This window comes from Streptomyces sp. NPDC059567, from assembly GCF_042735655.1.
GTDB lineage: Bacteria > Actinomycetota > Actinomycetes > Streptomycetales > Streptomycetaceae > Streptomyces.
The window spans coordinates 1-12,540 of the sequence record NZ_JBHWBS010000116.1 but is presented as its reverse complement, the minus strand read 5'-3'; the positions used below and the strand labels follow the sequence as shown (position 1 = coordinate 12,540).

The following is a 12,540-nucleotide window of genomic DNA, read 5'->3' as shown; positions in this document are numbered from 1 at the left end:
GCGCCGCCCCGGGCGGGGCGGGTGCGCGGGGGGTCGGGGGGCTCGGCCCCGGCGGTGTTGGGGCGGCGCCGGGGGGGGGGGGGGGCCGCCCCCGGGGGCCCCCCCCCACAGCCCTACGGCCCTCAGCCCAGCCGGCGTACGACCTTGAACCGCTCGGCGACGGCCATCGTCGCGTCGGTCACCGTGAACTCCGGGTCCCCGAGGAAATCCCGCATCTCGGCGCCGTGCCAGAACCGGTCATGAGAATCCCGCCACTCGGCGACCGTCGTGTACCCCTCGCCCTCGTCGATCGCGAACGGGAGGTCGATCTCCCCGACGGGCAGCACCCGTACCTCCGTGGTCTCCACCACGGCCACCGGCCGCTCGTCCGAGTCGAGCAGGGCCCAGCGTTCGCCGACGCGCGGCAGCTCCTCGCCCTCCGCCTCGTACTCCACCATGAGGCCCGTCGTCGAGGTCTTCTCGCCCGACAGGACCGCGGCCACCAACTGGTCGCGCAGCGGCCCGGGGAAGGCCAGCGCCAAGGGCTTGAGGGACTCGGGGTCCTCCACCGGCTCGCGGGTCTCCACCTGTTCGGCGCTCTCGGTCTGCTCCATGCCCCGAAGTCTGGCACGCGGCGGCAAGCACAGGACCGGGCCCGGTCGCCTCGGGAGGCATCCGGACCCGGTCCGTGTGCGGGGGAGTCGGGGCCGTGGCTACAACACCAGCGACAGCAGCAGGACGAAGACGATGCCGACGACCGAGATGATCGTCTCCATCACCGACCAGGTCTTGATCGTCTGACCGACGGTCATCCCGAAGTACTCCTTCACCAGCCAGAAACCCGCGTCGTTGACGTGGCTGAAGAAGAGCGAACCGGCACCGATCGCCAGCACCAGGAGCGCCGTCTCGCTCGTGCCCATGCCCTCCGCGAGCGGGGCCACCAGGCCGGCCGCCGAGATCGTCGCCACGGTCGCCGAGCCGGTCGCGAGCCGGATCGCCACGGCGATCAGCCAGGCCAGCAGCAGGGCCGGGATCGACCAGTTCTTGGAGAAGTCCAGGATCATCTGGCCCACGCCGACATCGATCAGCGTCTGCTTGAAGCCGCCGCCCGCGCCGACGATCAGCAGCACGCCCGCGATCGGAGCGAGGGACTTCTCGACGGTCGAGGAGAGCCGCTGCTTGGTGAAGCCGGCCGCGCGGCCCAGCGTGAACATGCCGACGAGCACGGCCGCGAGCAGCGCGATCAGCGGCGAGCCGATGACGTCGGTGACCTTCTGCAGACCGTTGTCCGGGTCGTCCACGACGATGTCGACCAGCGCCTTGGCCAGCATCAGGACGACGGGCAGCAGGACGGTCGCGACGGTGGTGCCGAAGCCGGGGCGCTTCTCCAGGTCCTCCGAGGGACGCGCCGGAATCATGTTCTCGGGGGCCGGGATGTCCACCCAGCGGGCGGCGTACTTGGAGAAGAGCGGACCGGCGATGATCACGGTCGGGATGGCGACCAGGACACCCAGGGCGAGCGTGACACCGAGGTTGGCGCCCAGCGCGTCGATGGCGACCAGCGGGCCGGGGTGCGGCGGGATCAGCCCGTGCATGACCGACAGACCGGCCAGGGCGGGGATGCCGATCCGCATCAGCGAGTAGTTGCCACGCTTGGCGACGAGCAGGACCACCGGGATCAGCAGCACGATGCCGACCTCGAAGAAGAGCGGCAGACCGATGACGGAGGCGATGAGGACCATCGCCCAGGGCATGGACCGGCCGCTCGCCTTGGCGAGGATCGTGTCGACGATCTGGTCCGCGCCGCCGGAGTCGGCGAGCAGCTTGCCCAGGATCGCGCCGAGCGCGATCAGCACACCCACGCCGGCGACGGTCTTGCCGAGGCCCGCCGTGAAGGAGTCGATGGTCGCCGCGAGCGGGGCTCCGGCGAACGCGCCGAGGGCCAGCGACCCGATGGTCAGCGCCAGGAAGGCGTGCAGCTTGAACTTGGTGATGAGCAGGACGATGACGGCTATGCCGGCGAGCACGGCTATGCCGAGCTGGGCGTTGCCGGCCGAGGTGATCGGCTCGACGGCGTCCGCTGCCAGCATCTCGACGCTGAGACTGGTCACGGTTGATTCCTTAGGGGACGGGTGGGGGCAGGAGGGGGACGGGGTACGGCGGCGGTCGTACGGAGATCAGCCGGCGAACTCGCGCAGCGCGGCGACCGCCCGGGCGGCGATCTCCTCGGGGGAGCCGGAGACGTCGACGGCGACACCCGCCTCGTCGTCCTGCAGCGGCTGCAGGGCGGCGAACTGGGAATCGAGCAGCGCGGTCGGCATGAAGTGCCCCTTGCGCTCGCTCATCCGCCTCTCGATCAGCTCGCGGTCGCCGGTCAGATGGAGGAAGACCACGCCCGGGGCGGCCGCTCGCAGCCGGTCCCGGTAGATCCGCTTCAAGGCGGAGCTGCTCACCACCCCGCCGTGACCTTCCCGGCCGTGCGCCCACTCGCCGATCGCGTCGAGCCAGGGGCCGCGGTCCATGTCGTCCAGCGGGATGCCGGCCGACATCTTCGCGACGTTCGCCGCCGGATGGAAATCGTCGCCCTCGGCGTAGGGGACGCCGAGGGCGTCGGCGACCAGCGGACCAATGGTCGTCTTGCCGGTGCCGGCGACGCCCATCACGACGACGACCTGGGCGACCGTCGGGGAGGTGGTGCTCATGAGGTGGTGCCTCGCTGTCTTCTTCGACATCGATTCCGTCGCCCACATGAAACCCATTGGGTACGACGTATTCAAGAGCGTGTGACATTAAAGTCATACTTTTTGTTCCCGATCTTGGTGCCCGCGTAGGCTGACCCCCATGACGACACCGGCCCAGGGGCTCCATCCGCACGTCCTCGCCACCCTGGGTCTCGCGATCACCGCGGGGGAGTACCCGCCCGGCAGCGTGCTGCGCACCGACGAGTTGGCCCAGCGCTTCGACGTCTCCCGCACGGTCGTGCGCGAGGTCGTCCGCGTCCTGGAATCCATGCACCTCGTCGAGTCCCGGCGCCGCGTCGGCGTGATCGTCCTGCCGACGGCGCAGTGGAACGTCTACGACCCCCAGGTCATCCGCTGGCGCCTGGCCGGCGCCGACCGGCCCCGCCAGCTGCGCTCGCTCACCGTGCTCCGCTCGGCCGTCGAGCCGGTCGCCGCCGGACTCGCCGCCGTCCACGCCACCCCCGAGCAGTGCCGCGAGCTGACCGAGCAGGCGCTCGGCATGGTCGCCACCTCGCGCGGCCGGCAGCTGGAGGCGTACCTCGTGCACGACATCGCCTTCCACCGGGTCGTCCTCAACGCCTCCGGCAACGAGATGTTCGCCCGGCTCGGCGACGTGGTCGCCGAGGTGCTCACCGGCCGTACGCACCACCAGGTCATGTTCGAGGACCCCGACCCGGCCGCCGTCACCCTCCATGTCCAGGTCGCCGAGGCGGTACGGGAGAGGGACGCGGTCCGCGCCGAGGAGCTGACCCGGCAGATCGCGGTCGGCGCGCTCAAGGAACTGGACGTTCTCGCGCCGTAAGACCTTCCGATCCCAGGCATTCGCTTGGAGGAACCTCAGAAGTAGCTCAAATAAGGGCGTTCAGTGACATTGGCCACTGCTGAAATCCCGCCTTGCCGTGACGATGTGCGCTGGCCGTGAGAGCCGTGGACGACCTCCACGCGCGCGGCCGGGTACCGCACAGACCCTCCCCCTCACGAAGGCGAACAACTCCATGAGTGACCGCACCCCTGCGGCCGACACGCTGTCCGCCACGCCACCGGCGACGGCATCCGGAGCGTCCCCCCACGTAGACGCCGGAGACGCCGGGTACCGCAAGGACCTGAAGTCCCGGCACATCAACATGATCGCCATCGGCGGCGCGATCGGCACCGGCCTCTTCCTCGGCGCCGGTGGCCGCATGGCCAACGCCGGACCGTCCCTGTTCATCGCGTACGCGGTCTGCGGAGTCTTCGCCTTCTTCGTGGTGCGGGCCCTCGGCGAGCTGGTCCTCTACCGCCCCTCCTCCGGCGCCTTCGTCTCCTACGCCCGTGAGTTCATGGGCGAGAAGGGTGCCTACACGGCCGGCTGGCTGTACTTCCTCAACTGGTCGACCACCGCCATCGCGGACATCACCGCGGCCGCGACCTACGCCCACTTCTGGGCCATGTTCAGCGACGTCCCGCAGTGGATCCTCGCCCTGATCGCCCTCGCGGTCGTCCTCGCCGCCAACCTCATCTCGGTGAAGTACTTCGGCGAGATGGAGTTCTGGTTCGCGATCATCAAGGTCGGCGCGCTCGTCGCCTTCATGCTGATCGGCATCTTCCTGATCGTGACGTCGCACGACGTCGGCGGTCACACCCCGGGCCTCTCCACCATCACCGACAACGGCGGCATCTTCCCCAGCGGTGTCATGCCGATGCTGCTGCTGATCCAGGGTGTCGTCTTCGCGTACGCCTCCGTCGAGCTGTGCGGCGTCGCCGCCGGCGAGACCGAGAACCCCGAGAAGATCATGCCGAAGGCGATCAACTCGATCATGTGGCGCGTGGGCCTCTTCTACGTCGGCTCCGTCGTCCTCCTCGCGCTGCTCCTGCCGTACACCGCCTACTCCGGCGACCAGAGCCCGTTCGTCACGGTCTTCGACAAGCTGGGCATCCCCGGCGCCGCCGGCGTCATGAACCTGGTCGTCCTCACCGCCGCGCTCTCCAGCCTGAACTCGGGTCTCTACTCGACCGGCCGGATCCTGCGCTCCATGTCGCTGTCGGGCTCCGCGCCCAAGTTCACCGGCGTCATGAACAAGGGCGGCGTGCCCTACGGCGGCATCCTGCTCACCGCCGCCTTCGGTGTCCTCGGTGTCGGCCTGAACTACCTCATGCCCGGCGAGGCCTTCGAGCTCGTCCTGAACTTCGCCTCCATCGGCATCATCGGCACCTGGGCCATGATCATGGTCTGCTCGCTGCTGTTCGTGAACCGCTCCAAGGAAGGCCGGGTCACCCGCCCCGGCTACCGGCTGCCCTGGGCCCCGTACACCCAGATCGTCACGCTGGTCTTCCTCGGCTCCGTCCTCGTCCTGATGTGGATGGACGGCGGCATCAGCCGCACCACCGTGAACTGCCTCCCGCTGATCGGGCTCCTGCTCGTCGGCGGCTGGTTCCTGGTGCGCAAGCGGGTCCGCGCGACCGCCGCCACGTACAAGGACTGACGGCTCCCACCGCGTACGCCCCCACCTACACCCCCCACGGGTGAAGAGACCCCCGCAGGCAGAACCTGCGGGGGTCTCGCCCTTTGTCAGGAGATAGTGGTACCCAAGAGCCTTACCGAGGAAGGGAAGTACCCGATGGCGCAGCAGGTCCAGGGGGTCGTCGCCCCCGGCAGGAACGAATCCGTGCGGGTGGAGACGATCGTGATTCCCGACCCCGGCCCGGGCGAGGCCGTGGTGAAGATCCAGGCATGCGGGGTCTGCCACACCGATCTCCACTACAAACAGGGTGCCATCAACGACGAGTTCCCCTTCCTCCTCGGCCACGAGGCGGCGGGCATCGTCGAGTCGGTCGGCGCGGGCGTCACCGACGTGGCCCCCGGCGACTTCGTCATCCTCAACTGGCGTGCCGTGTGCGGCGCCTGCCGGGCCTGTCTGCGCGGCCGCCCCCAGTACTGCTTCGCCACCCACAACGCCAAGCAGAAGATGACGCTGCTCGACGGGACCGAGCTCTCCCCGGCTCTCGGGATCGGCGCCTTCGCCGAGAAGACCCTGGTCGCGGCGGGCCAGTGCACCAAGGTCGACCCGTCCGTCGCCCCCGAGGTCGCCGGGCTCCTCGGCTGCGGCGTCATGGCCGGCATCGGCGCTGCCATCAACACCGGCGGCGTCGGCCGCGGCGACACCGTCGCCGTCATCGGCTGCGGCGGCGTCGGCGACGCGGCCGTAGTCGGCTCCCGCCTCGCCGGCGCGGCGAGGATCATCGCCGTCGACATCGACGACCGCAAGCTGGAGACCGCGCGGGGGATGGGCGCCACCCACACCGTCAACTCCCGCTCCACCGACCCCGTCGAGGCCATCCGCGAGCTCACCGGCGGCTTCGGCGCCGACGTCGTCATCGAGGCCGTCGGCCGCCCGGAGACGTACGAGCAGGCGTTCTACGCCCGCGACCTCGCCGGAACGGTCGTCCTCGTCGGCGTCCCCACCCCCGAGATGCGGCTCGAACTCCCGCTCCTGGACGTCTTCGGCCGCGGCGGCTCGCTCAAGTCCTCCTGGTACGGCGACTGTCTGCCCTCCCGCGACTTCCCGATGCTCATCGACCTGCACCAGCAGGGCCGCATCGACCTCGCCGCCTTCGTCACCGAGACCATCGGCCTCGGCGACATCGAGAAGGCCTTCGCCCGGATGCACGAGGGCGACGTCCTGCGCTCGGTGGTGGTCCTCTGATGGCGGCACGGATCGACCACATCGTCACCTCCGGCACCTTCAGCCTCGACGGCGGCACCTGGGACGTCGACAACAACGTCTGGATCGTGGGCGACGACACGGAGGCGATCGTCATCGACGCCGCCCATGACGCCGCCGCGATCCTTGCCGCGCTCGACGGCCGGACCTTGCGCGCGATCGTCTGCACCCACGCCCACAACGACCACATCGACGCCGCCCCGGCCCTCGCCGCCGCCACCGGCGCCCGGATCCTGCTCCACCCCGACGACCATCCGCTCTGGAAGCAGACCCACCCCGACCACACCCCCGACGGCGAACTCGCCGACGGTCAGGTCCTCACCATCGCCGGTACGGACCTCAAGGTCCTGCACACGCCCGGTCACGCCCCCGGAGCGGTCTGCCTCCACGCCCCCGACCTGGGCACCGTCTTCACCGGCGACACCCTCTTCCAGGGCGGCCCCGGCGCGACGGGCCGGTCCTTCTCCCACTTCCCCACGATCGTCGACTCGATCCGCGACCGGCTGCTGACCCTCCCGCCGGAGACGGTCGTCCGCACCGGCCACGGCGACACCACCACCATCGGCGCCGAGGCCCCGCACCTGGAGGAGTGGATCAGCCGAGGCCACTGAGCCGCAGCCGGCTCTCGAACCTCAACGGCGTGCTTGAGAACGGGTCGGTGAACTCCAGCGTCCGCGCGAGCAGTTGCAGCGGACGCGCGAAGTCCTCCGGCCCGTCCTCGCGCACCACGGGATAGACCGGATCGTGCAGGATCGGCAGCCCCAGGGCGTTCATGTGCACCCGCAGCTGATGGGTGCGCCCGGTCGCCGGCAGCAGCCGGTAGCGCCCGAGCCCCTCCCGGTGCTCGACCAGCTCGATCCGGCTCTCCGCGTTCGGCTCGCCCGGCTCCTCCCGGGCGGCCATCACCCCGCGCTCCTTCACGATCCGGCTCCGCACCGTCACGGGCAGCGCGACCGCCGGGTCGTACGGCGCCACCGCCTCGTACTCCTTGCCGACCGACCGGTCGCGGAACAGCGTCTGGTACGCCCCCCGGTCCTCGGGCCGCACGATGAACAGCACCAGCCCCGCCGTCAGCCGGTCCAGCCGGTGCGCGGGCTGCAGCGCGGGCAGCCCCAGCTCCCGCCGCAGCCGCGCGAGGGCGGTCTCGGTCACATGCCGCCCGCGCGGCATCGTCGCCAGGAAGTGCGGCTTGTCGACGACCAGGATCCGCTCGTCCCGGTGCACGACCTCGATCTCGAAGGGCACCCGCTCCTCCGCCGGAAAGTCCCGGTGGAACCAGAGACGCAGCCCGGCGGCGTACGGCTCCTCGCCGTCCAAGGGCCCGTCCGTCCCCACGAACCGCCCGCCCGCGAGCATCTCCTCGACCCGCACGACCCCGACGGCACCCCCGAAGCGGGCCCGCAGATGATCCCCGACGGTCACCCAGGCCCCGTCGGGATCCTCCGGCAGCCGCACACGCACGGGATCGATGCCGTCCCGCTGGGGGAGCGGCGCCACCGGAGCCTTCGTTCTGCGTCTCACCGCACCACGGTAACCACCTCTCTACGCCTCCCTACGCCGGCCGCCGAGCACCCGCCTCGGCCGAACTGCGTAGAGCGAGCACCCCTTCACGCCGCGTAGCGACCCGTACGCGGGGGAAGGAGCACACTGCCGCTGACACCTAGGGGGCCGCATGGAACCGCTCGCCGCGGACACAGTCGTCGCACTGATCGCCCGCTACGCCGAACACCTCGCCGGCGCCGAGGCCGAGACCGCCGCCACCGGCCGGCTGCGCCGCCTCCGGGACACCGTCGCCGCCCGCTTCGACGGCGACCCGGTCGCCGAGGGGGCCCTGCGCCGCCTCCAGGACCAGCCCGACAACGCCAAGCGGCGCGGCGCGGTCGAGGACCACCTCCAGGAACTGGCCGAGAACGACCCCGAGTTCGCCCACTCCCTCGCCACGCTCCTGCGCGAGGCGGCCGAGGCGGACGGCGACACCGGCACCGTGCGGAACGACATGTACGTGAAGGTGGACGGACCACGCATCCCGGCGGCCCGACCGTCCGTCGAGAACGGCTGACCGTCGCCGGCCGGGCGCAGGCGCCACGGCCGCCGGCCTCCGGGAGAACGCCGAAGTCCCCGTCGAGAAGATCTCGACGGGGACTTCGTGTGGTGTCCGAGGGGGGACTTGAACCCCCACGCCCGATAAAGGGCACTAGCACCTCAAGCTAGCGCGTCTGCCATTCCGCCACCCGGACAAGGTGTCTGTCTTTCCGGCCGCTCGGCCGTTCCGACGTGGAAAACCATAGCAAACATTCGGAGTGGCCGATCACCACCCCCGTTCCGGCCGGAACCGTGTGACGGCCGCATGTCGGCCGAGGGCCGCCCTTGGGTCCCGGGCCCCCGGCGCGGGAGGATGGGGGCGACCACCAGCAAGCACGTGGGGCACGTAGTGGGAGGAAGCAGCGTGAGCGAGTCGAACACCGCCCGGAGCGTCACCGGCGAGGACGAGGTCGTCGACCTGTGTCGCGACCTCATCCGCATCGACACCAGCAACTACGGCGACCACTCCGGCCCCGGCGAGCGGGCGGCGGCTGAGTACGTCGCCGAGAAGCTCGCGGAGGTCGGACTCGAGCCGAAGATCATCGAGTCGCACAAGGGGCGGGCCTCCACCGTCGCCCGGATCGAGGGCGAGGACCCCTCCCGGCCGGCCCTGCTCATCCACGGCCACACCGACGTCGTGCCGGCCAACGCCGAGGACTGGACCCACCACCCCTTCTCCGGCGAGGTCGCCGACGGCTGCGTCTGGGGCCGGGGCGCGGTCGACATGAAGGACATGGACGCGATGACCCTCGCGGTCGTACGCGACCGGATGCGCAGCGGCCGCAAGCCCCCGCGCGACATCGTCCTCGCCTTCCTCGCCGACGAGGAGGCGGGCGGCACGTACGGCGCCCGGCACCTGGTCGACCACCACCGGGACCTCTTCGACGGGGTGACCGAGGCGATCGGCGAGGTCGGCGGCTTCTCCTTCACCGTCAACGAGAACCTGCGGCTCTACCTGGTCGAGACGGCCCAGAAGGGCATGCACTGGATGCGGCTGACCGTCGACGGCACCGCGGGCCACGGCTCGATGACCAACAAGGACAACGCGATCACCGAGCTCTGCGAGGCCGTCGGCCGGCTCGGGCGCCACCAGTGGCCCGTCAGGGTCACCAAGACCGTGCGGTCCTTCCTCGACGAGCTCTCGGACGCGCTGGGCACCCCGCTCGACCCCGAGGACATGGAGGCGACGCTCGCCAAGCTCGGCGGCATCGCCAAGATGGTCGGCGCGACGCTGCGCAACTCCGCCGCCCCGACCATGCTCGGCGCCGGGTACAAGGTCAACGTCATCCCGGGCCAGGCCACGGCGCACGTCGACGGGCGGTTCCTGCCCGGTTACGAGGAGGAGTTCCTGGCCGACCTCGACCGGATCCTCGGGCCGCGGGTCAAGCGCGAGGACGTACACGGGGACAAGGCCCTGGAGACCAGCTTCGACGGCGACCTCGTCGACGCGATGCAGCTGGCCCTGAAGGCCGAGGACCCGATCGCGCGTGCCGTGCCGTACATGCTCTCCGGCGGCACCGACGCCAAGTCCTTCGACGACCTCGGTATCCGCTGCTTCGGCTTCGCACCGCTCAAGCTGCCGCCGGAGCTGGACTTCGCCGGGATGTTCCACGGCGTGGACGAGCGCGTTCCGGTCGACGGACTGAAGTTCGGCGTTCGCGTCCTCGACCGGTTCATCGACGCCTCCTGAGCCGCCCCCCCGTCACGCTTTCCGTGGCGCCTTCCGATATTCGGCCGCGTGTGCGCATGTGACCGGAAAGAGTGAATGCGCTCATACGCTCGTAGCCCCATAACTTCCCCCTCGTTACAGGTGGTGCGGTCCGCGGCTGGGATCGCATTGCCAACAAGGAGGAATAATGATCAAGAAGGTCGTCGCTGCTGCGGCTGCCACCGGCGGTCTCGTTCTCGCGGGTGCGGGCATGGCCGTTGCCGACTCGGGTGCCCAGGGTGCCGCCATCGGTTCCCCCGGCGTGCTCTCGGGCAACGTCGTCCAGGTGCCGGTTCACATCCCGGTGAACGTGTGCGGCAACACGATCTCCGCGGTCGGGCTGCTGAACCCCACCTTCGGCAACACCTGCATCAACGCCTGACGTTGTGCCTCGACCCGTGAGGGTCTGAGCCAGTCCGGCCCCGGAGTGCGTGCCATGCGCTCCGGGGCCGGTGGGCATTTCCGCCCCGGGCGTCGTGCCCGGTGGCCCTCTTCTTCCACAGCTCGGCGGCTCCGAATGTCGGAAGGCAGAAGCCGAGAAGGCAGGGAACAACTATGCGACAGGTCACGCGCAAAGGTCTGATCACCATTGCGGCCGCGGGCGGCGTCATCGCCCTCGGTGGTGGTTATGCGAATGCCGATTCGGGTGCGAACGGCAAGGCCTCGAATTCCCCGGGCGTCGCGTCCGGAAACTCCGTCCAGGTTCCGGTTCACGTTCCGGTCAACGCCTGCGGAAACACCATCAGCGTCATCGGGTTGATCAACCCGGCTTTCGGCAACACGTGCGCCAACGTCTCGAAGCCAGGCCGTGGCGGCTCCTCGGCCGGGGGCGGCACCAGCAAGTCGCCGGGCGTCGGTTCCGGCAACACCGTGCAGGTGCCGGTCGACGTCCCGGTCAACGCATGCGGCAACAGCGTCACGGTCATCGGCGGCATCAACCCGGCGTTCGGCAACGAGTGCGGCAACGGCGTCGAGCCCACCCACCCGGGGAACCCCGGCAACCCCGGGAACCCCGGGAATCCGGGCAACCCCGGGAATCCGGGCAACCCTGGGAATCCGGGGAACCCCGGCAACCCTGGGAATCCCGGCAACCCGGGCAACCCGGGCACGCCTGGCAACCCCGGGACTCCGGGCAACCCCGGTGACTCGGGCCAGCCCGGCGGCCCCGGCACGCCGAACGCGCCGGGTGCGCACACGATCACGCAGCCCGGTTCGACCGAGGAGCTGGCCGAGACCGGTTCCGGTCCGCTCGGGATGATCCTCCCGGCCGGCGGCGGTCTGCTGCTCGCCGGTTCGCTGCTCTACCGCCGCGCCCGCCGCTCCGCCTAGGACGGCCGCGCGACGCAACGGGGCCCCGCACGGCGGGGCCCCGTCTCATCTCACCAGGTGGCGCGGACCTGACGGATGATGCGCCGGCGCAGCCGCACCCTGCGGCTGCCGTCCCGATGCAGGCTCAGTCGGTCCAACTCCCAGTGCCCGTACTCGGCATGGTCGGTCAGAAGCCGCGTCGCCTCCTTGCGGGAGACGCCGCGGGGCACGTACACGTCGACAAATTCGTATTCCGGCATCGCATCTATTGTGCGGGCACGGGCCCGGTACGGATAGCGTGCGTCCCATGTCTGATGCTGCGCAGCCCACCGCTGCCGAGGTACGTGCCGCCGCCGAGGCGGTCAAAGCCGCACTGGACCGTCACCTCGAGGCGGTCGAGCGCCGCTCGGGGGACGACGACCCGGCCGTCTACGAAGCCTTCAACGCCCTCGCGGCGGCGGCCGAGGCGTACGACGAGCGGCTCTACGACCGGTACGACGAGGTCACCCCCTTCGAGATCCCGGGCGCCGACGACTCGCTGCCGCCGTACGCGGGTCCCGAGGAGCCGCACGCCCTCAGCGTGCTGATCCGTCGCGACTACGCGGTGGTGGAGCCGAAGCGGCTGCTCGCCCAGGCCCAGCGCATCGCCGATCTGGAGGGCGACGAGGACGGCGCGGACGCCGCCCCCGTCGTCGGCGCCAGCACGCACGCCGCCCTCGGCGTGCTCTTCGGGGAGTACGAACCGGACGAAATCGCATCGCGGCACAAGGAGTTCGGTCTGGAGGAGGGCGACTCCACCCTCTGGGTCTCGGCCGCGGAGGAGCTCCCCGATCCGGGGGAGTGGCTCAACGCTCCCTTCGAGCACGCCGATCCCGAGCAGATCGTCTGCCGCTTCGACGTCAGCGCGGTCTTCGACGACGAACCGGACGACGGCATGGAGCAGCAGGACGCCTGACCCTGACGGGCGCGGCCGCGCGCATACGTACGGCGGAGGGCGGGACACCCACACGGTGTCCCGCCC

Annotated in this window: 14 protein-coding genes and 1 tRNA gene; 9 read left to right on the top strand and 6 right to left on the bottom strand. The window is 70.5% G+C overall.

The genetic code is table 11. The features are described from left to right. Positions 1–122 precede the first annotated feature (122 nt). From ACFVZW_RS32885 to ACFVZW_RS32875, 3 genes are all read right to left on the bottom strand, one after another. Positions 123–548, bottom strand: a complete 426-nt coding sequence (locus ACFVZW_RS32885) for an ASCH domain-containing protein (protein ID WP_384529221.1) — start codon at positions 546–548, stop codon at positions 123–125. 144 nt (positions 549–692) lie between these two features. Continuing rightward, on the bottom strand, positions 693–2,090 hold the full coding sequence (locus ACFVZW_RS32880; protein WP_384529186.1) for a GntP family permease: 1,398 nt from the start codon (positions 2,088–2,090) through the stop codon (positions 693–695). A 66-nt stretch (positions 2,091–2,156) separates the two neighbouring features. Continuing rightward, positions 2,157–2,681, bottom strand: coding sequence for a gluconokinase (locus tag ACFVZW_RS32875; protein WP_384529183.1), 525 nt, complete (start codon positions 2,679–2,681; stop codon positions 2,157–2,159). Positions 2,682–2,820: 139 nt separating this feature from the next. Between ACFVZW_RS32875 and ACFVZW_RS32870 the strand changes: the two genes are divergently transcribed. The 4 genes from ACFVZW_RS32870 to ACFVZW_RS32855 all read left to right on the top strand — a co-directional run bounded on the left by ACFVZW_RS32870 (position 2,821) and on the right by ACFVZW_RS32855 (position 7,032). Beyond that, a complete protein-coding gene (locus ACFVZW_RS32870) occupies positions 2,821–3,522 on the top strand; it encodes a FadR/GntR family transcriptional regulator (protein ID WP_383294770.1) in 702 nt (233 codons plus the stop codon). 193 nt (positions 3,523–3,715) lie between these two features. Then, positions 3,716–5,182: an amino acid permease gene (locus ACFVZW_RS32865; protein WP_384529180.1), complete on the top strand. Its 1,467-nt coding sequence runs from the start codon at positions 3,716–3,718 to the stop codon at positions 5,180–5,182. Between the two features lie 135 nt (positions 5,183–5,317). Then, complete coding sequence (locus tag ACFVZW_RS32860) at positions 5,318–6,403, top strand: S-(hydroxymethyl)mycothiol dehydrogenase (protein WP_384529178.1); 1,086 nt, start codon at positions 5,318–5,320, stop codon at positions 6,401–6,403. Beyond that, on the top strand, positions 6,403–7,032 hold the full coding sequence (locus ACFVZW_RS32855; protein ID WP_384529175.1) for an MBL fold metallo-hydrolase: 630 nt from the start codon (positions 6,403–6,405) through the stop codon (positions 7,030–7,032). Before ACFVZW_RS32860 ends, ACFVZW_RS32855 begins: the two co-directional genes overlap by 1 nt. Here the strand turns inward: ACFVZW_RS32855 and ACFVZW_RS32850 are convergent. Continuing rightward, on the bottom strand, positions 7,016–7,942 hold the full coding sequence (locus ACFVZW_RS32850; RefSeq protein WP_384529172.1) for a pseudouridine synthase: 927 nt from the start codon (positions 7,940–7,942) through the stop codon (positions 7,016–7,018). The two genes, ACFVZW_RS32855 and ACFVZW_RS32850, sit on opposite strands and share 17 nt — an antisense overlap. Positions 7,943–8,093: 151 nt before the next feature. Here ACFVZW_RS32850 and ACFVZW_RS32845 point away from each other — a divergent pair, with 151 nt between their 5' ends. After that, positions 8,094–8,480, top strand: coding sequence for a hypothetical protein (locus ACFVZW_RS32845; RefSeq protein ID WP_384529170.1), 387 nt, complete (start codon positions 8,094–8,096; stop codon positions 8,478–8,480). A 90-nt stretch (positions 8,481–8,570) separates the two neighbouring features. Here the strand turns inward: ACFVZW_RS32845 and ACFVZW_RS32840 are convergent. Further along, positions 8,571–8,658 (bottom strand) — tRNA-Leu (locus ACFVZW_RS32840). Positions 8,659–8,867: 209 nt separating this feature from the next. Here ACFVZW_RS32840 and ACFVZW_RS32835 point away from each other — a divergent pair. From ACFVZW_RS32835 to ACFVZW_RS32825, 3 genes are all read left to right on the top strand, one after another. Next, the gene (locus ACFVZW_RS32835) at positions 8,868–10,193 is read left to right on the top strand and encodes a M20/M25/M40 family metallo-hydrolase (RefSeq protein WP_384529168.1); all 1,326 of its coding nucleotides are present in this window, start codon (positions 8,868–8,870) and stop codon (positions 10,191–10,193) included. Positions 10,194–10,359: 166 nt separating this feature from the next. Further along, a complete protein-coding gene (gene chpH, locus ACFVZW_RS32830) occupies positions 10,360–10,593 on the top strand; it encodes a chaplin ChpH (protein WP_384529165.1) in 234 nt (77 codons plus the stop codon). Positions 10,594–10,766: 173 nt separating this feature from the next. Further along, positions 10,767–11,540 carry a chaplin gene (locus ACFVZW_RS32825; protein ID WP_384529162.1) on the top strand — a complete coding sequence of 258 codons (774 nt, stop codon included), beginning with the start codon at positions 10,767–10,769 and terminating at the stop codon, positions 11,538–11,540. 50 nt (positions 11,541–11,590) lie between these two features. On the opposite strand, the gene ACFVZW_RS32820 is transcribed toward ACFVZW_RS32825, so the two are convergent. Then, positions 11,591–11,779 (bottom strand): DUF5703 family protein, encoded by a 189-nt coding sequence (locus ACFVZW_RS32820; protein ID WP_005319466.1) that lies wholly within the window; start codon positions 11,777–11,779, stop codon positions 11,591–11,593. 47 nt (positions 11,780–11,826) lie between these two features. Here ACFVZW_RS32820 and ACFVZW_RS32815 point away from each other — a divergent pair, with 47 nt between their 5' ends. After that, complete coding sequence (locus ACFVZW_RS32815; RefSeq protein WP_384529159.1) at positions 11,827–12,474, top strand: hypothetical protein; 648 nt, start codon at positions 11,827–11,829, stop codon at positions 12,472–12,474. Positions 12,475–12,540: the final 66 nt, after the last annotated feature.

Coding starts and splice junctions, on each gene's coding strand:
- ACFVZW_RS32875 (WP_384529183.1), bottom strand. CDS start 2,681: ATGAGCACCACCTCCCCGACGGTCGCCCAGGTCGTCGTCGTGATGGGC.
- ACFVZW_RS32815 (WP_384529159.1), top strand. CDS start 11,827: ATGTCTGATGCTGCGCAGCCCACCGCTGCCGAGGTACGTGCCGCCGCC.
- ACFVZW_RS32855 (WP_384529175.1), top strand. CDS start 6,403: ATGGCGGCACGGATCGACCACATCGTCACCTCCGGCACCTTCAGCCTC.
- ACFVZW_RS32870 (WP_383294770.1), top strand. CDS start 2,821: ATGACGACACCGGCCCAGGGGCTCCATCCGCACGTCCTCGCCACCCTG.
- ACFVZW_RS32825 (WP_384529162.1), top strand. CDS start 10,767: ATGCGACAGGTCACGCGCAAAGGTCTGATCACCATTGCGGCCGCGGGC.
- ACFVZW_RS32860 (WP_384529178.1), top strand. CDS start 5,318: ATGGCGCAGCAGGTCCAGGGGGTCGTCGCCCCCGGCAGGAACGAATCC.
- ACFVZW_RS32865 (WP_384529180.1), top strand. CDS start 3,716: ATGAGTGACCGCACCCCTGCGGCCGACACGCTGTCCGCCACGCCACCG.
- chpH (WP_384529165.1), top strand. CDS start 10,360: ATGATCAAGAAGGTCGTCGCTGCTGCGGCTGCCACCGGCGGTCTCGTT.
- ACFVZW_RS32845 (WP_384529170.1), top strand. CDS start 8,094: ATGGAACCGCTCGCCGCGGACACAGTCGTCGCACTGATCGCCCGCTAC.
- ACFVZW_RS32820 (WP_005319466.1), bottom strand. CDS start 11,779: ATGCCGGAATACGAATTTGTCGACGTGTACGTGCCCCGCGGCGTCTCC.